Source organism: Blastomonas natatoria (assembly GCF_003201955.1).
GTDB classification, from domain to species: domain Bacteria; phylum Pseudomonadota; class Alphaproteobacteria; order Sphingomonadales; family Sphingomonadaceae; genus Blastomonas; species Blastomonas natatoria.
This window is the reverse complement of sequence record NZ_QJJM01000009.1, coordinates 61,334-76,432: the sequence shown is the minus strand read 5'-3', so window position 1 is coordinate 76,432 and position 15,099 is coordinate 61,334. Positions and strand designations below refer to the sequence as shown.

Annotated in this window: 22 protein-coding genes; 5 read left to right on the top strand and 17 right to left on the bottom strand. The window is 63.0% G+C overall.

Annotated features, from left to right (window positions below):
- Positions 1–7: 7 nt before the first annotated feature.
- The 4 genes from C7451_RS12555 to C7451_RS12540 form a co-directional block, all read right to left on the bottom strand.
- Positions 8–1,564, bottom strand: a complete 1,557-nt coding sequence (locus C7451_RS12555) for a PepSY domain-containing protein (RefSeq protein WP_110299320.1) — start codon at positions 1,562–1,564, stop codon at positions 8–10.
- Between the two features lie 26 nt (positions 1,565–1,590).
- Positions 1,591–3,726, bottom strand: a complete 2,136-nt coding sequence (locus C7451_RS12550) for a TonB-dependent receptor family protein (RefSeq protein WP_110299319.1) — start codon at positions 3,724–3,726, stop codon at positions 1,591–1,593.
- Positions 3,727–3,829: 103 nt separating this feature from the next.
- Positions 3,830–4,225: a hypothetical protein gene (locus C7451_RS12545; protein ID WP_146215367.1), complete on the bottom strand. Its 396-nt coding sequence runs from the start codon at positions 4,223–4,225 to the stop codon at positions 3,830–3,832.
- Between the two features lie 93 nt (positions 4,226–4,318).
- Positions 4,319–4,654, bottom strand: a complete 336-nt coding sequence (locus C7451_RS12540; RefSeq protein ID WP_110299317.1) for a hypothetical protein — start codon at positions 4,652–4,654, stop codon at positions 4,319–4,321.
- Between the two features lie 189 nt (positions 4,655–4,843).
- Between C7451_RS12540 and C7451_RS12535 the strand changes: the two genes are divergently transcribed.
- Positions 4,844–5,344: a Dps family protein gene (locus C7451_RS12535; RefSeq protein ID WP_110299316.1), complete on the top strand. Its 501-nt coding sequence runs from the start codon at positions 4,844–4,846 to the stop codon at positions 5,342–5,344.
- 150 nt (positions 5,345–5,494) lie between these two features.
- On the opposite strand, the gene C7451_RS19995 is transcribed toward C7451_RS12535, so the two are convergent.
- Positions 5,495–5,653: a NepR family anti-sigma factor gene (locus C7451_RS19995; protein WP_167398538.1), complete on the bottom strand. Its 159-nt coding sequence runs from the start codon at positions 5,651–5,653 to the stop codon at positions 5,495–5,497.
- 170 nt (positions 5,654–5,823) lie between these two features.
- Complete coding sequence (locus tag C7451_RS12530; protein WP_110299315.1) at positions 5,824–6,486, bottom strand: sigma-70 family RNA polymerase sigma factor; 663 nt, start codon at positions 6,484–6,486, stop codon at positions 5,824–5,826.
- A gap of 230 nt (positions 6,487–6,716) precedes the next feature.
- On the opposite strand from C7451_RS12530, the gene C7451_RS12525 reads away from it, so the two are divergent.
- Complete coding sequence (locus tag C7451_RS12525; RefSeq protein WP_110299314.1) at positions 6,717–6,854, top strand: entericidin A/B family lipoprotein; 138 nt, start codon at positions 6,717–6,719, stop codon at positions 6,852–6,854.
- Between the two features lie 73 nt (positions 6,855–6,927).
- On the opposite strand, the gene C7451_RS12520 is transcribed toward C7451_RS12525, so the two are convergent.
- The 3 genes from C7451_RS12520 to C7451_RS12510 all read right to left on the bottom strand — a co-directional run bounded on the left by C7451_RS12520 (position 6,928) and on the right by C7451_RS12510 (position 8,395).
- Positions 6,928–7,095: a DUF1328 domain-containing protein gene (locus tag C7451_RS12520; protein WP_023839674.1), complete on the bottom strand. Its 168-nt coding sequence runs from the start codon at positions 7,093–7,095 to the stop codon at positions 6,928–6,930.
- 80 nt (positions 7,096–7,175) lie between these two features.
- Positions 7,176–8,003, bottom strand: a complete 828-nt coding sequence (locus C7451_RS12515; protein WP_167398537.1) for an NUDIX hydrolase — start codon at positions 8,001–8,003, stop codon at positions 7,176–7,178.
- Positions 8,004–8,065: 62 nt separating this feature from the next.
- A complete protein-coding gene (locus C7451_RS12510) occupies positions 8,066–8,395 on the bottom strand; it encodes a hypothetical protein (RefSeq protein ID WP_167398536.1) in 330 nt (109 codons plus the stop codon).
- A 114-nt stretch (positions 8,396–8,509) separates the two neighbouring features.
- Here C7451_RS12510 and C7451_RS12505 point away from each other — a divergent pair, with 114 nt between their 5' ends.
- A complete protein-coding gene (locus tag C7451_RS12505) occupies positions 8,510–8,746 on the top strand; it encodes a hypothetical protein (protein WP_110299312.1) in 237 nt (78 codons plus the stop codon).
- Here C7451_RS12505 and C7451_RS12500 read toward each other — a convergent pair.
- Genes C7451_RS12500 through C7451_RS19990 form a run of 4 tightly spaced genes read right to left on the bottom strand, consistent with a single transcriptional unit; the run spans position 8,706 to position 10,811 of the window.
- Positions 8,706–9,464, bottom strand: coding sequence for an N-acetylmuramidase family protein (locus C7451_RS12500; protein ID WP_110299311.1), 759 nt, complete (start codon positions 9,462–9,464; stop codon positions 8,706–8,708). The two genes, C7451_RS12505 and C7451_RS12500, sit on opposite strands and share 41 nt — an antisense overlap.
- Positions 9,464–9,745: a DUF7940 domain-containing protein gene (locus C7451_RS12495; RefSeq protein ID WP_146215366.1), complete on the bottom strand. Its 282-nt coding sequence runs from the start codon at positions 9,743–9,745 to the stop codon at positions 9,464–9,466. The genes C7451_RS12500 and C7451_RS12495 overlap by 1 nt, the downstream gene beginning before the upstream one ends.
- Before the next feature lie 47 nt (positions 9,746–9,792).
- The gene (locus tag C7451_RS12490; protein ID WP_146215365.1) at positions 9,793–10,548 is read right to left on the bottom strand and encodes a hypothetical protein; all 756 of its coding nucleotides are present in this window, start codon (positions 10,546–10,548) and stop codon (positions 9,793–9,795) included.
- A complete protein-coding gene (locus C7451_RS19990; RefSeq protein ID WP_167398535.1) occupies positions 10,545–10,811 on the bottom strand; it encodes a hypothetical protein in 267 nt (88 codons plus the stop codon). Before C7451_RS19990 ends, C7451_RS12490 begins: the two co-directional genes overlap by 4 nt.
- Before the next feature lie 78 nt (positions 10,812–10,889).
- Here C7451_RS19990 and C7451_RS19985 point away from each other — a divergent pair, with 78 nt between their 5' ends.
- Together C7451_RS19985 and C7451_RS12480 are read left to right on the top strand one after the other, a co-directional pair.
- Positions 10,890–11,507 carry a tudor domain-containing protein gene (locus tag C7451_RS19985; RefSeq protein WP_167398534.1) on the top strand — a complete coding sequence of 206 codons (618 nt, stop codon included), beginning with the start codon at positions 10,890–10,892 and terminating at the stop codon, positions 11,505–11,507.
- Between the two features lie 114 nt (positions 11,508–11,621).
- Complete coding sequence (locus C7451_RS12480; protein WP_110299307.1) at positions 11,622–11,846, top strand: hypothetical protein; 225 nt, start codon at positions 11,622–11,624, stop codon at positions 11,844–11,846.
- Between the two features lie 726 nt (positions 11,847–12,572).
- Here C7451_RS12480 and C7451_RS12475 read toward each other — a convergent pair.
- From C7451_RS12475 to C7451_RS12460, 4 genes are all read right to left on the bottom strand, one after another.
- Positions 12,573–13,370, bottom strand: coding sequence for a helix-turn-helix domain-containing protein (locus tag C7451_RS12475; RefSeq protein ID WP_110299306.1), 798 nt, complete (start codon positions 13,368–13,370; stop codon positions 12,573–12,575).
- 56 nt (positions 13,371–13,426) lie between these two features.
- Entirely contained in the window at positions 13,427–14,335 is a 909-nt protein-coding gene (ubiA, locus tag C7451_RS12470) for a 4-hydroxybenzoate octaprenyltransferase (RefSeq protein ID WP_110299305.1), read from the bottom strand.
- 105 nt (positions 14,336–14,440) lie between these two features.
- Positions 14,441–14,665 carry a hypothetical protein gene (locus tag C7451_RS12465; RefSeq protein WP_244181857.1) on the bottom strand — a complete coding sequence of 75 codons (225 nt, stop codon included), beginning with the start codon at positions 14,663–14,665 and terminating at the stop codon, positions 14,441–14,443.
- 20 nt (positions 14,666–14,685) lie between these two features.
- Complete coding sequence (locus C7451_RS12460; protein ID WP_110299303.1) at positions 14,686–15,006, bottom strand: hypothetical protein; 321 nt, start codon at positions 15,004–15,006, stop codon at positions 14,686–14,688.
- Positions 15,007–15,099: the final 93 nt, after the last annotated feature.

Genomic DNA, 15,099 nt, shown 5'->3' with positions numbered 1-15,099 from the left:
AATGTCATCAACGGGCAAGCGGCTTTTGTGCACGCCCGCGCCTGCGCCGCCAGTCCCAGTAAAGCCCGATACCGCCCATGAAGCCAAGCAACGCCAGCATGAAGCTGCCCACCACCGCATTCAGCCCGACCTTGCCGATGGGGAACAGGAAGTTCCATTTGTGGATGAAGCTGAAGATGTAGCGCTCGGGCTTCTGCCAGTTCTCGGTGCGGTCGGCGAGCACGCCGGTGGCAGTATCGACGAACAGCGTCGCATTGACCGGAGCGCCATAATCGATGCGCCAGACCGGCAACCGCTTGTTGCGGAAATCATAATCCGGGCCGAATCGGGTGACGAGTTCCATGCGCTTGATGGCGCTGTCGGGCGCGCCGCTGAACCGGCGGCCCAGATCGCGCGCCAGCGCCTTGTCGCCCTCGGCCCAAGGCTTGCCGGTGGCGGCATCGATATAGAGCGCCGGGCCGGTCGGCTGCACGCCCTCGAACCGAGCGTTGCGTATCGCAGTGTCGCCCATCGGCATGGCGTGCCCCTTGTGCGCGCTGTGATCGTGCTCGCCCTTGGGCATTGCACCGCCCGGCTGAACCAGGCCCAGGCGGTAAAGCGCGCGGCCATCGGGTCCTTCGACCAGCGACAGCGCGTTGACGTCCAGCCCGCGCGCTATCTCGGCCCAGTTGCGTTCGACCGGATAGCGCGCACCTGCCACGCGCACCGGCGGCGACAGACGCAGCTTGCTCGTGGGCTGCTCCAGAGCCGATTGCACCAGATGGATGATGCCACTGACCGAGAACATCAGCAGCGGCAGCGCCAGCACATAGCCCATCGCGCGGTGCCAGCCCTTTGATCCTGCCAGCCGCTTGCCCCGGCGGATCGCAACGAGCAGCATGATGCCGGTCACCGCCAGCGCCGCAAGACTGCCGACCATCAGGGCAATGACGATCACCCGCAGCCAGTCCAGCCCCTCGGGCACCCATTCCCAGCTGTGCAGCGCGCGGAACACGCCTTGCAGACGGGTCTTGGTCAGGTTGTTGACGGCAGCAAGGCTGCTGGTCTCGGTGTGCACATAGGCCGTCAGCTGATCATCGCCCGCAAAGCGGATACGCCAGACCGGCAGCAGCCGATTGACCCACGGATAATCGGCATCGAATGCCTTCTGGTGGACGATCTCGGCGACAGGACGCTGCTCCTTGAGGAAATGCCGGGCGATGAACTCGGCCTGGCGGGCATCCTCACCGGGCAGTTCCGCGCCAGTGTCCAGCCGGAAATAGCGGCGCGGGGCCTGCGGCGTCACGGTCACCTGCAACAGGTTCTGCTGCTTGCCGACCACGACCTTGACCGCGCGGGCGCTGGTTACCCCGGCATTGGCGAGCACCTGCTGGACCGGCACGGCCCCGGTCATGTCGACCGGACGCATCGGCGGCATGAACTCTGCCTGTTGCGGGCCGAACAGCACCATGACGATATGCGCCATGCCCGACAGACCCCAGATGAACAGGCTGATGCCGCCGATCAGCGCCAGCCATTGGTGCTTGCCCATCGACCAGCGGGCGAGCTTGGGACGATTTGCCATGATGCTGTTCTCCCTCTCTTTTCCGCTCAGAAGCGGGCCTGGATGCCGCCATAGATCGCGCGGCCGACACCCGGGGTGTAGATCGCGGCGCGCTCCAGCGACTGGTTGGCATTGGTGGCAACGTTCGAGATGAACACGGTATCGAACAGGTTCTCGACCGATCCGAACAGCCGCACGCCCGGGATCACGTCGACCCCGGCAGTGATGCCGACCAGTTCATAGCCGGGGGCCCGTTCGGTATTGGAAAAGTCCGCCCAGGGTCCATCGAACACCCAGCGCAGGTTGGCCGAAACGTACCAGCTGTCCTTCTGCTCGAAGCGGGCTTCGGACACGAAAATGTGCCGGGGTACGCCTGCAAGCTGATTGTCGCCATAAGTGGCATCGCCATCGAAGCGGAAATCGTTGAACGTATAGGCGCCGCGCAGGGTGAAGGCCTGGCCGCGTGCTGCCAGCACCTCGCGCGCGACATACACGTCGAGACCGAGTTCGATCCCCTGATGGATGGTCCTGTCGGCATTGTCGGTGAACGAGACAAAGCCGTTCGCGCCCGGCACGCCGAAGTCGAGAAACTCGTTCTCCACCTCGCTGCGATAGAGCGAGACGTCCCAGGCGATGAAGCTCGCCTGGCCACGGCTGCCGATTTCGAACGTGGTCGCGCGCTGCTCCTTGAGCGGGGCGAAGGGCCGCGCGCCGCCCGAGGTCAGGTCGGCCAGGCTTGGCGGTTCGAAGCTGCGGTTGATGTTGCCATAGAGCTGCGCGGTGTCGGACAATTGATAGAGCAGGCCGAAGCGCGGGCTGAACTGCTCGTACTCGCCGCGCCCTGACACGTCCGCCAGCACGGCATCGACATCACGCACCACCTGCACATATTGGCCGCCAAGAATTGCGGTGAAGCGGCTGGTGAGCCCCAGATCGAGCTGGCCGAAGGTCGTCAGGCTGGTCGAATCCTGATCGGATTCGCTGACCAGACCGGCGCGCTGACCATTGAGGTTGCGGTGACGACGCGCGCGGTTGTCGCCCTTGGCGTAATAGCCGCCCAGCGTCCAGCGGCTGACCGCATCGCCCAGCAGCGTGAACTCGCCAAGCCCGCGCAGCGAGACGCCGAATTCGTCCTCCTTCTGGTCAATGATGCCGGCAAAGCGGGTGATGGCATGGTCGAGCTTGCGCCGCGCGTACCAGCCGCCGATCTCGACCGTGCTGCTGCCCAGCGTGATCGCGGTGAGGTTCGACAGGCGGAAGACATCCAGATTGCGGTCCCAGTCATCGGCGACCGGGCCGGGATCGAGCACCGTGACCGGACCGCCGGGACGGAACGGGCCGACCGTGACCGGGCGTCCGGCCGCACGCGGATTGGCGAGCGCATCAGCGAGCCGCAGCGAACCGTTGAGCTCGAAATTGTCGCTGAGCGCGGTCACATAGAAACGCGTCTCGACATTGTCGCCCAGCTTGAAGCCGATATTGCCATGGCCATAGAGGCTGCGCACGTCGCTGTGCTCGCGAAAGCCGTCGTCGCGAAGCCCGGTCAGCCCGACATAATAATCGGTATCGCCCGAAACTCCCGAGGCGCTCAGGTTGCCGCGCAGGCTGTTGAAGCTGCCGCCCTCGATCCGGCCCGAGAAACGCGAATGCGCGGTGCGCCCGGTCGGCGAGACGATATTGACCGCACCGCCCAGCGAAGCCGCGCCGAATTGCAGGCCGTTCGCGCCCTTGAACACCTCGAGATAGCGGATGGTGAGCGGGTCGATTTCCTGGAACTCGGTCGAACCGCTCGCGCGGCTGATCGGCACGCCATCGCGCAGCACGGTGATGCCGCGGCGCTCGAAGCCCGAATTGAGGCCCGATCCGCGGATCGAGATGCGGGACTCACGCTGAGCGCTGGTATCGGCAAAGACGCCGGGGGTCAGAAACAGCACATCACCGATGCTCTGGGCAAAGTCTTCGGCGAAAACCGTGTCTTCGACCAGCCCGACGCCGCCGGGGACCTGTTCGAGCCTCTTGCGGGCCTCTTCAACGCTGGGCGCGGTCGGCGTACCGGTCACGCTGGCGGTGACGACGATGACAGGATCGGTGCGCTGGCCGACTCCCTGAGCCAGAGCGGGGGAAACGCAGGCGAAGGCCGCACCGCCCAGCAAGGCGGCGCGCAGAAATGCTTTGGTATTCATGAGGTCATGCAATCCCTGAACGGGGAAAAGAAAGAGCGCAGCACGCGCCGCTGGTCACGCCCGTTCAGGGCGCGCAGCAGGCATCTGCGACAGCATCAAGGGTTCAGGAAAAAGCGGGCGGTCCGGTTGCAGGCGGAGTTGCAGCATGGTGGCGCGCGCGCTGCAGCTGGTGATGCAGCGCCGACGGCACCTCGCCTGCTGGTGCGATCTCCGGCACGGTCACAGGATCGGCTGGCACCGCCAGCATGGCGATGCCGGCAAAGGCGCAGGGCGGTATCGGATTGTCCTCGTCGCTGCCCTGACCATCCGTCTGCTGGTCGGCCCTGGCGGCGGCGAGCCTCGCATAATCCTCATAGCGCGGATCATCGCGCGCAATGGTGGCAGCCTTGTTGCCGAGCCCGGAACACAGTTCGATCGTCAGCCCCTCAGGCCCCAGATGCGGCATGAATCCGCGGGGCGCGAGGGCACCGAACAGCATCGCCAGCAGCAAGGCCGGCAAGATGCATCTGGTCAGGTTCCGAAAGTGCCCCATCGGCGCTGCCGTTAGAACCGAAGCCTGCGAGGATCAAGCCGCAATCGCGGCCGTGGCGCATCAGGACGCGAACTTGCCTGCCGGGCCCCGCTCGGGTGAACGCGTCCCGGCAAGACCGGCCCGCAGCCGGGTCCAAAATGTCGGCTTGGGCTCTTCGGGCAGCGTCTGGCCCGTCACCTTGAGCAGATAGCGCGCCAGCAGCAATGCCTGATTGCGCGTCATGACGATATCGCGATGCTCGATAGCGTCATTTTCCAGCGCGATGCGCGAGCGTGCGCATTCGATCCGCAGGTCAATGCCATTGGGCATATCGAGATGCGTCCATCCGACCAGTGCGATGGGTGGTTGTTCACCCGAATTACGCCTCACCACCGGCGGCTGCAGTTCGTCATTCATAGCCCCACTCCTGGGGTAATTAGCGAAGAAATGTAACCTCTTGTCAAGAGTCAGCATCTCGAGGGGCGCTGGTCTGGGCGGAAAGACTCCCGGCAACGGGAACCTGCCCCATCAAGACGCGTAAGCTCCATGGCAGGGCCTGCTATCTCGCAAGGCCCATTCCCCATGCCAAAAAACAGGAGATATTTCATGGCAACTGCAGCCAAAGCCACCACCAAATCGGACAAGGTCGATACCGGCATCGAGCCCAAGGACCGCAAGGAAGTCGCCAAGGCGCTCCAGCACGGCCTGGCAGATACCTATTCGCTGTATCTCAAGACCCTTGGCGTTCACTGGAACATCGTCGGCCCGTCGTTCTACAGCGTGCACAAGCTGACCGAGGAGCAGTATGAAGACCTGCACGCCGCAGCCGACGTGATCGCAGAGCGTATCCGCGCGCTGGGCGAGATCGCCCCGGCATCCTTCGGTGACTATACCAAGCTTTCGGTGGTCGATTCCAGCGAGACACCCCGTCAGGCCGATGCGATGCTCAAGGGTCTCATTGCCGACAATGAAGCCATCGCCAAGCGCATGCGCGATTTCGTCGAAGTCGCAGAAGACGCCGATGACGTGTTCACTGCGGACCTTCTGACGGCGCGGATCGGCCAGCACGAAGAAAACGCCTGGATGCTGCGTGCCCTGATCAGCTGATCACACTACGAGAAATGCCAGGTTCAAAGGCCGCGATCCCTCGGGATCGCGGCTTTTTTGCGGCGCATGAACACACGACAGGCCGAGGCCAGCAAAAAGGCCCGCCGGCATCGGAACCGGCGGGCCTTTGAGGTCGCAGACGAAAACGGGTCAGCGGCGCTCGGGTACCGCTATCTTGTCGAGCTCGCTCAGCAGTGCGTCGAACTGGTCAGGCATCGGACTGTCGGCGACACCGTCATAGACTTCGCGCAGGCTGCGACCGATGCGCGCCTGGCGCATCACCACCGGATCAAAACAGGATGTACGCATGGCACTTGCCTCCAGACGATCTAGGGAACTGGCACCACGCACTGTCTTCACTTCCCGTCCAGCCTTGTGGCTGCTTGCTAGTTTGTGGGTGCGGCGACGCACCCGGGTAGAACATGATCGCGCTCCTGTTCAGGCACGCGGCATCCGGACCCATGCCGGACTATCCATTGTCATGCGGCAAGCGCTGTAACGCCCTCGCTCAGCTTGTCGAGCGTACCAAGGATGTCGCTCATCGCTTCATCCGCCGCATTGCGCTGACGACGTGTGCCGATCGGCGAATCGCCGTCCAGCATCGCTGCCAGGGCGGCACGCGCGCGTGACACCCGGCTCTTCATCGTGCCGACGGCGCAGTCGCAGATTTCTGCTGCCTCTTCGTAAGAGAAGCCGCCTGCGCCCACGAGAATGATCGCCTCGCGCTGATCTGCGCCCAGTTGCATCAGGGCCATCCGCACATCTTCCAGATGCAACGGCGCCTGCTGGTCCGAATTGGCGGTCAGCGTACGCTCGGCGACACCCTCGTCATAGGGCGCGGTAAACTTGTTGCGGCGCATCTGCGAGATATAGCAGTTGCGCAAGATCACGAACGTCCAGGCGCGCATCGACGTATCGGGGCGGAACCGCGCACGCGCAGCCCAGGCTTTCAGCATCGTGTCCTGCACCAGATCGTCAGCCACATCCATCTTTCCGCACAGACTGTACGCGAAGGCGCGCAGGTGCGGAATGGTCGCAGCAAGGCGCTGCTTGAACGTCGCATCATCCAGCGGCACCACGGCCTCTTCGTTCCGCATTTCGGCGGCATCCGCTTTGGTCGACTGGTCCGGAATGATCGTCATAAATTCGCCTCTCTTAAGCTGCCCCCAAAGCAGCATGGATTGGTCCTCAATCGGTGGTGTGGCCCGGAATTTCGCAGTCCGGGCACTCGCAGCACCGTGATCCAACAACCCCCCGCTATCAGGAAGGTTCCAATCGAATTTCAGGCAACCGGTTGGCACGGCTTGCGTTGATGGCCGGGCCATTCCCCAACACAAACAAGACAACCCATGGAAGAAGAAGGATAATCCCGATGAACCGCACTGCCTCTTTTCGCCTTGTGATTGCTGCCGGGCTCGTCGCTTCGCTGCTTTCGGCCTGCAATACCGTCAAGGGCGCTGGCCGCGACGTGGAATCGGTGGGTCGCGCCGCAGAACGTGCGATCGACTGATTTCGGTTGTTCGTCCAAAGAAAAAGGCCCGGAGATATCCGGGCCTTTTTTGTGCGTTCCTGCTGCGCGAAGATTACGCTCGGCCGCGCACCAGATGCATCACCAGGCTGGCGACCAGGAACAGCAGGAACAGGAAGAAAAGGATCTTGGCGATACCTGCCGAGGCTCCGGCGATACCGCCAAAACCCAGCACGCCGGCAACGATCGCGACGATCAGAAAGATTAGGGCATAGTGCAACATGGTTCATCTCCGGTTGGGATGAACCGTTTACGACGCGAGGCCCATTCAGGTTCCGGCAATACTTGATTATTTGGATCGGATCAGCCGCGCATGGCCGAACCCATGGGTTCGCGGGTCACGGGATAGCCCATGCCTTCGGGGATGCACAAAAAGGGACGCCCGTCATGTTCCTCGATGAACGGCATGATCATGCGGGCAGGATATTGCGCAGCATGGGCCACCGCGTCTGCATGGCAACCGAATTGCGCAAGCCGTTCCATGTTCCGCCGCGTGGGAAAGATCAGCTTGACCTTGCCTTCGTCCGCCATGGCCAGCGCATCGGCTGCGGTCGCCCAGAACAGATGGCGGTTTTCGGTCGCGTCGACTTCGACGATATGGTCATGCGCATCGCAGCGGGCCAGATAGAAGCGCGTATCGAACACCCGGCGCTCGTTGAACGGCGGCCGCCAGCGCGTGAACAGCGTCAGGGCCGACAGATCGAACGTCCATCCGGCATCGCGGCAGAGTTCAGAGAACACCGCCCCGGCATGCAGGGCCGCGCGCGCCTCGGCGAGCGCCTCGCGCTGGGGGGCCGTTGCAAAGCCGATGCCGAGGCCGGTTTCCTCCACCGTCTCGCGAATCGCAGCAATACGGGCGGCAGCGTCGTCCGGATCCAGGCCATGATCGAGGCTCGAGGCAATCAGATGGTCATCCGCATCGAGCCGTCCGCCCGGAAACACCACCGCTCCCCCGGCGAAAACCATCTGCGAGGACCGCTCCACCATCAGCAGTTCGGGCGCGCCGCCCGAGGGACAATCCCGGAACACGATGATCGTCGCAGCGGGCGTGGCAGGTGCCAGCGGAGCGCCGGTGCGCGGATCGACGGTCTGGATCGGAGGATCGAATTGCTGCGGTTCGCTTGTCGCCATGCTGCAATTCATTGCCTATCCCGCGCAGCGTGCCAAGCGCGAAAAGTGGCAGGCCATGGTTGTCAGTGTCGCAGCAGGCGCTCGGCGATCCGTTCGGGCTCTATGCGGTAAAAGCGGCTTGCAGCTTCGCTGGCCAGCGATCCGTAGAGTTCGGAGGCCTTTGCACCGCCTCCGACCATTTCTGCCTCGCGGTCGCATTGATCGACAAGCATGTCGAGCAGACCGATCAGTTTCGTGCGCTCGGGCGACGGCCGAACGGGTCCACGCCCGAAAAGGCTGAGCCCCTTTTGCGCCAGAATGCCGATCATCGCTTGCGTCTCCTTCTTGCCGCCATTGTCCGATGCTCCCGATAACGGCAGGCGCGACCATCCGTTTAGGATTCTGCTAACCATATCCTTCGTTGTAGCTGGCCAAAAATGCTGGCCAAAAATAGCGCGATGAATTTTGGCCAAAACTGACGCGCAGGTGCGTTGACGCCATACGGAACAAAATGCGAACAAGGCGCAATGCCGCGTCGCCGATTCGCCATCATAACCTACGATCCAGACCGCATCGAGCAGCTCAGCTACCAGGCCGAGGGGCTGTCGGTGTCCTGGATCATCATCCAGGCGCTTCAGGGATATGACTATCCGAAGGAGCGCGGCATCATAAACGTCACATTATTGGATAAGCTGCCGATCCGCCCACCCAAAGCAAAACTGATCACCGCACGCTCCAACGCTGATGCGCCGAAGCGATCTTGATATGGTACTGGTTCTTCTGGAATCCTGACCCGTTATAGCCGCGAGCGAACGGAACACAGTCAGCTGGGCGGTTGCTGATCAGGCGCAATTCATCGGCTAGGAAAGAGCCCTGAATGAAGGTTGCAAAGGCCTTCAGGTGCTCAGCCTCGGACACCTTCATCGCGTCCCAGAATGCTTCGACGGTGGCATAGCCAGCAAGCTCGTGATTGAACCCCATGATCTGCGCGCCACCGACCGAGGCCGAACGCAAGGCAGCGCGGCGATCCAGCTGCATGGCGCGATGAAGGCGCAGCCATTCCGCCTGACCACCGACATAGAGTGCGCGGTTCCACCGTGCCGACGACAGATTGGGGTGCGAGGCGCGGTAGCGTCCATTTGTCTCGCGATCGAAGACATGGGCCTCGAACAGGATCTTGGGAAGGTCGGGGCCGTCGATAAAGCCGCCTGGCCCGTCGGCAGCAAGGATGTCAGCGCGGACGTCCTGGAACCACCCGCCGCCGCTTTCGACTTCCCAGACCGCTCGGATCTGCGCCACGGTGCACTTGAGCGTGGCTGCAGCCCTGGTGAAATCTGCGGAAGTCAGGCCGATCTTCTCTGCCTCTGCGCGCGCAATCCCAAGCCGGTCGAGCAGACCATCGATCTGCTCGACCTCGGCTTGGTTGAACGACGCGCCGGCGCGGGCCGCGCGGATCGCAGAGAAGATCGGCTCGCGACTCATCAGCTGGGAGCCCTCGGCGGCGGAGGCTGCTTCCAATGCCTGGCAATCAGCGCGGCGAACATCAGCAGCACGGTGATCAGGTCATTCAACCAGGCAGGCAGGAATGCACGAAGGCTTGGCGGGATTGCCTGCCAGAATGCGACCAGCGAGTCGGGCGACGTGAGCTGAAGGGTCTGGAGCGCCAGCGCCAGCGCCAGCAATCGGACAGACCACCAACGCCACCAGTCACGAGCATCGTCGACCATGTGGTCGCGGGCGAAAGAGAGGATGCGGTCAAACATGGACCGACCCTATGCCTTTACGGGCCGTATTTGCCGGGTGACCCACCTCACCCCCAATCCCGGATGCTCAAGCCCCAGCGGGTGTCTTCAGGCTCCTCGCGCTCATAAGGCTCAAGCCGCTGAAAAAGGCCATAGTGGAGATGAGAGAACCTGAGGGTGTCGTGGCCCTCCACGATCAGCAAGGGAGCACTTTCTCCCACTGTCATGACGATCTGCCAGAGATCTTCAACCTGCTCATCCGTCAGGCCTGAAAGCGTGAAGCGATAGGAGGAAACGATCGCTGCAGGATTAATGCCGAAGCCTCCATCGACAAGCTCGGTCCTTTTCGACAGATCCAGCGCGACGCGCCCGGCCCGATATTCATAGGGCCGCTCGGCAGTCAGGCCGACCAGCAAGATACCAGCTTGCAGAGGAGCTCCGCTGCCCATCTGGGTGACCGTGAGGCGCAGATACCGGGTCGAAATCGGCGCATCCAGGCGCAAATAGCCATGCTGTCGTTGCCCGATCGGTCCAGGGACACGCAAGGCGCGAGTGCCGGCGACAACGGATAGGCCCGCACCGCTGGAGTTGGTCATTGTCGCCACGCTCCAAGTCGCATCAGGGGTTGCGTTGGTGAATCCCAGAAATACGGTGTCGATCGAGACGTTGGCCCCAAGGTCGATGTCGATATTGGAACTGCCGACCGCTGCCGCGCGCCAGACTTCACGCGGCGATGGCGTGAGCAGGTTCAAGCCTCCCGTCCCGTTGCTCACGGTGATCGACGAAACGCCCACCGGTGCTACAATGCCGATCCCGCGTGTCATGCGGCCACTCCCATGGGGCGGAGCACCGTGAGCCGTGTCACGCCACCATCCTGTTCCTCAGCACCGATGACCAGAACGGCGGGGCCGTCAGCATAACCCGCTCTGTCGCAGATGATGCGCTGACAGGTGCCAAGCAGACCCGCCAGCTCGCCTTCAATCTCGATGACCTCTTCGGCTATCGGCTGGCCGAGAAGCCGCGCCAGGATCATCTGAGCTGGCATGGCATCATCCTGCCAGTCGATCACCCCTGGTGGCAGGAGCATTTCCCTCCCAATGGTTGGGGCTGCAACTGCCTCCCCGAACAAGTCTCCGATGGAATGCTGAAGCGGCGCGGATGGAAGGTGACGACCGATCTCCCGCCATCTGCGCGTGAGCGCTTCTATCCTGCCGGCAGGACCGATCCGATCATGGTGCCCAAGGGCATCGATCCGGGCTTCAGTTACAATCCTGGCACCGAGCACCTTCGCGCGATCGCTGACAAGGCGCTCGAATCGGTCGAAGACGCGGCGCAGGCAGGGCTGACAAATGCGGCGCAGCAGACCATCCGCGAGATCGTCGCGGATCCCGCGTTCGACCAGTTTGCGGCCTTGCCCGATCAGCCTTTTCCGATCGCCGCGCTCACTGCTGACCAGGCGGCTGCAGTCGGCGCGACCGCCCGAACCGTGCGCTTCTCGCCGCAGACGCTCGAAAAGCAGAAGCGCCACCATGCCGAGCTCACGATCGCCGATTATCGCCTGCTGCCGGAGATCATCAGCAATCCTGCTCACGCACTGCGCGAGGACGATCGCAGGGTCCGGTTGCTGTGGGAATCGGATGGCCAATGGTGGAGGGCCACCGTCAAGGCAACCGAGCAGGGCGACGAGCTCTATGTGCTGAGCATGCATCGCCTTCGGATCGATGACGTCTCGTCGCTCGTGAGCCGGTTTGCCGCGATCCTGGAGTGGTTCGGTGCGCGGTAAGGACTGCCGATTCCCTTACACGCGCTCCGGGCTTGTGGCCCGTGCTACGGCAGGCAGGATCACCGTGTTTCGCGCACCGAAACACGCCCATACACCAGCAAAGGAGTACAGGCAATGAACGGCATCGGCTCTTGGGATGCAGCGATCGCGACGGCCAAAGCCGCACCGCCAGAACTGCTGGAAAGCGCGATCGAAATCGTCGATCGTGCCTTTGCCGAGAACATGACATTCGCTCAGTTCACGGTCGAGATGCAGGCCCTGTTCAACCGCCTTGCCATACCCGTGCAACTGCCTGGCAACGCACCTTCAACAGCCGTCATCGACGAGGACGCGGAATAGGCCTTATGACACCACACTTCACAAATTCTTATAACCCGACTCCGTGGTCCCAAGAGGCTGCCCAATTGGCTCTGGATCGAGAACGGCGGCAAGCCCGGACGGCCTGCCTGCACCATCCGGTTGCATCGAAAGGGGGTCGGTGATAGCCTTGAAATGATCCGGCGAGGCAGCGCAACGTGCTCGCAGCCAGGCAAGGCACGATGGGCTGGACGGTGGTGATTTTTGGCCGGTAACGCGTTCAAATAAGTTCAATTAAATGCGCGGCAACGCCCCAGAATTATCATTGCATTACAATGACATAGGGTATTTGAACGTCTCAACCCGGTTATTTGAACTCCTTGAGTCGGCATAGCGCATTTCTGCGGCTTTCCGGGCATCTGTGGGCTGTTTCAGGCCTATTTTTGGCCAATATGCCGATCATGGGCTGGCTGGCCTCCATGGGCCTCACAGGGCCTCCAAACACCCGATTTTCCGGGGGTTCCATCTCGCAGAGGCCCAAAATGTCCCGCCTATCCCGCCACCGGTATTTATGGCCAGTCACATTCGTGTCGGAGATTTTTACACGTGCTCCGCATCGCAAGAGAGCGTTAACCATTCAGCCTTATGCAAAACCTTGGATTTCGTGTCCTGGCACGCTGTGTGCAGCGTTTCGTGCACAGTCATCTTCACTTCCGGCAGGGTGGTTCGCTTCACAGGTCTCGCGAGCCCCCTGCCGTCCCCCTTCCATCATGAACCGGCCAGCGACCGCAGCACCTGCATGGTATGCGCATCGGCGGGAAAGAAGGTTTCGAGCGCGAGTTCGGAGAGCGTGATGTCGCGCGGCGTGCCGAAGATCGTGACCGTGCTCATGAACGACAGCCTGCCCGCAACGGTGTCGATGATCATCGGCAGCGCGATCGGTGCGCGCCCGGGCGGGGCGTTGTCATTGGCCGACCCGGGATAAGCGGCCAGCTCGTCGCGCAGTTCGACCAGCCCCGAATCGGCGGTCAGCTCGATATCGCGATCGAGCCGGTGCAGGATGTAGCTTCGCCATTGCTCGTAATTGACGATCTGGGGGGCGAGGCCACCGGGATGCAGCGCCAGCCGCAGCACATTGACCGGCGGCTCGAGCAGATGCGGCGCGATCTGCTCGGTCAGCACGGCGAGTGCGCCATTGGCTGCAACCATGTTCCAGTGCCGGTCGACCGCCAGCGCCGGGAAAGGCTCATGCGCCTTCAGCAGATGCTCGACTGCTGCCAGAGCCTCGGCCATTTCGGGGGCAGTGAGGCCGGTTTCCTCGAACTCCGGCGCAAGCCCCGCCGCCAGCAATATCTGGTTGCGCGCACGCAAAGGTATGTCGAGATAATCGGCCAGGCGGATGATGAGATCGCGGCTCGGCTGCGCACGCCCGGTTTCGACAAAGCTGAGATGCCGGGTGGACATCTCGACCTCGAGCGCCAGCTGCAGCTGGCTGAGGCGGCGGCGCTCGCGCCATTGGCGAAGTTGCGCTCCGGCGGGTTCCTGATTGCAGCTGTCGTGCTTCATGTTGGCCAGCCTAGCCGAGCGCGATAGCCCTAGCCATTACCTCGCAAGTCATCGTTTCAGCTGGCGAGGCCGACCACCGCAAAGGCGAGAAAGGCAAGCAGCCCGGCATTGCGGTTGCTGCGGAACTTGGCAAGCGGATCCTGCGGGTCGCCGGGCTTCAGCGCCAGAACCTGCCAGGCCAGATGGGCGGCTGCCGGCAGCAGCGCCAGCAGCGCCACCCAATCGGGTCGAACCAGCCAGATCGCTGCCGCCCATCCGCCGATCGCCAGCGCATAGCATAGCGCAATGCCAGACCGCACCGCCCCGCCCAGAGCCCGCGCGCTCGACCGGATGCCGACCAGCGCGTCATCCTCGACATCCTGAAGCGCGTAGATGGTATCATAACCGATCACCCAGGCGATGCTGCCACCGTACAGCAACAGGCCGGCAGGCGACACCGAACCGGTCACTGCGGCCCAGGCGACCAGCGCTCCCCAGCTGAACACCAGACCCAGCCAGACCTGCGGCCACCACGTGATCCGCTTCATGAAGGGATAGGCGGCGACCAGAGCGAGCGAGGCGATGGCAATCAGCGCGGCGACGAGGTTCAACTGCACAAGCACGATCAGCCCGATCAGGCACAGGCTGACCAGCCAGACCCAGGCAGCCTTGAGGCTGACCGCGCCGCTGGCCAGCGGGCGTCCGCGCGTCCGCGCCACCCTGGCATCAAGATCGCGATCAACGATATCGTTGTACACGCACCCCGCGCCCCGCATCGCGATGGCGCCCAGCAACATCCACAGCAGCAGCGGCCAGTGGGTGATCAGCCCGCCCGCCAGAGCCAGCGCATAGGCGCAGGGCCAGTAGAGCAGCCACCAGCCGATCGGACGGTCGAACCGCGCCAGCAGCGCATAGGGCCGGGCCGCGATCGGCAGCAGCGACAGCAGGCCGCGCGTTTCGGTATCGGGAAGGGGAGCGGTGGTCATGGTCACAGGCTCTAGCGGGGATTTGCGCGCCGGAAAACCTGTCAAAGATGGCCGGGGCCTATCGCACCGACACTCCGGGCATAGCTGGCGGCCCGCTGGCGCCGGTCATCTGCTGGGCTGCCGATCCGGAATGTCCTGGGGCTGCGGCTGTGTCGCAGCGGCAGGATTGGCCTGGCGTTCGTCGAGCATCTCGGCGGCCTCGTCCAGCGCACGCGCCTCGCCCACGGTGACACCGCCCGGCCCCGGATCATTCTCTGCAGGTCCGCATCCGGCCAGACCAAATGACAAGGCCGCCAGCGCCAAAGCGCTGACGGCCGATGTCTTATCCAAGCTTCCGAAGAAGCGAGGCATTACTTCTTGGCAGCTTCACCAGCAGCGGCAGCGGCGTCGGTGGCAGCAGCCTTGGCTTCACCAGCAGCAGCAGCAGCCTTGTCGGCGCCAGCTTCAGCAGCTTCGACAGCGCCTTCAGCAGCAGCTTCGGTGGCTTCGCCAGCAGCTTCGGTAGCTTCGGCAGCGGCATCGCCAGCGGTTTCGGCAGCTTCCATGCCAGCGTCGGCAGCTTCTTCAGCGGTCGCTTCGGCGGTGGCAGCTTCTTCAGTCTTTTCTGCGCCGCAAGCAGCCAGAGCCAGCGAGAGTGCGGCAACCGATGCGATCGAAATAATGCTCTTCATCTTGAACTTCCGTCCTTGTCTAAATGGCTGATGACAGCCCAAAAGGAGTTAAACACGTCACAACCTTTCCGACAAGTTTCAGCCAAGCCCCCA

What these genes read in the sequence shown, in the direction of transcription:
- C7451_RS12535 (WP_110299316.1), top strand. Translation starts at nt 4,844, where the DNA reads ATGGCAACTGCAGCCAAAGCCACCACCAAATCGGACAAGGTCGATACC.
- C7451_RS12515 (WP_167398537.1), bottom strand. Translation starts at nt 8,003, where the DNA reads ATGGCGACAAGCGAACCGCAGCAATTCGATCCTCCGATCCAGACCGTC.
- C7451_RS12460 (WP_110299303.1), bottom strand. Translation starts at nt 15,006, where the DNA reads ATGAAGAGCATTATTTCGATCGCATCGGTTGCCGCACTCTCGCTGGCT.
- C7451_RS12505 (WP_110299312.1), top strand. Translation starts at nt 8,510, where the DNA reads ATGCCGCGTCGCCGATTCGCCATCATAACCTACGATCCAGACCGCATC.
- C7451_RS12520 (WP_023839674.1), bottom strand. Translation starts at nt 7,095, where the DNA reads ATGTTGCACTATGCCCTAATCTTTCTGATCGTCGCGATCGTTGCCGGC.
- C7451_RS12550 (WP_110299319.1), bottom strand. Translation starts at nt 3,726, where the DNA reads ATGAATACCAAAGCATTTCTGCGCGCCGCCTTGCTGGGCGGTGCGGCC.
- C7451_RS12475 (WP_110299306.1), bottom strand. Translation starts at nt 13,370, where the DNA reads ATGAAGCACGACAGCTGCAATCAGGAACCCGCCGGAGCGCAACTTCGC.
- C7451_RS12490 (WP_146215365.1), bottom strand. Translation starts at nt 10,548, where the DNA reads ATGACACGCGGGATCGGCATTGTAGCACCGGTGGGCGTTTCGTCGATC.
- C7451_RS19995 (WP_167398538.1), bottom strand. Translation starts at nt 5,653, where the DNA reads ATGCGTACATCCTGTTTTGATCCGGTGGTGATGCGCCAGGCGCGCATC.
- C7451_RS12555 (WP_110299320.1), bottom strand. Translation starts at nt 1,564, where the DNA reads ATGGCAAATCGTCCCAAGCTCGCCCGCTGGTCGATGGGCAAGCACCAA.
- ubiA (WP_110299305.1), bottom strand. Translation starts at nt 14,335, where the DNA reads ATGACCACCGCTCCCCTTCCCGATACCGAAACGCGCGGCCTGCTGTCG.
- C7451_RS12480 (WP_110299307.1), top strand. Translation starts at nt 11,622, where the DNA reads ATGAACGGCATCGGCTCTTGGGATGCAGCGATCGCGACGGCCAAAGCC.
- C7451_RS12500 (WP_110299311.1), bottom strand. Translation starts at nt 9,464, where the DNA reads ATGAGTCGCGAGCCGATCTTCTCTGCGATCCGCGCGGCCCGCGCCGGC.
- C7451_RS12525 (WP_110299314.1), top strand. Translation starts at nt 6,717, where the DNA reads ATGAACCGCACTGCCTCTTTTCGCCTTGTGATTGCTGCCGGGCTCGTC.
- C7451_RS12530 (WP_110299315.1), bottom strand. Translation starts at nt 6,486, where the DNA reads ATGACGATCATTCCGGACCAGTCGACCAAAGCGGATGCCGCCGAAATG.
- C7451_RS12495 (WP_146215366.1), bottom strand. Translation starts at nt 9,745, where the DNA reads ATGTTTGACCGCATCCTCTCTTTCGCCCGCGACCACATGGTCGACGAT.
- C7451_RS19990 (WP_167398535.1), bottom strand. Translation starts at nt 10,811, where the DNA reads ATGCTCCTGCCACCAGGGGTGATCGACTGGCAGGATGATGCCATGCCA.
- C7451_RS12540 (WP_110299317.1), bottom strand. Translation starts at nt 4,654, where the DNA reads ATGAATGACGAACTGCAGCCGCCGGTGGTGAGGCGTAATTCGGGTGAA.
- C7451_RS12510 (WP_167398536.1), bottom strand. Translation starts at nt 8,395, where the DNA reads ATGGTTAGCAGAATCCTAAACGGATGGTCGCGCCTGCCGTTATCGGGA.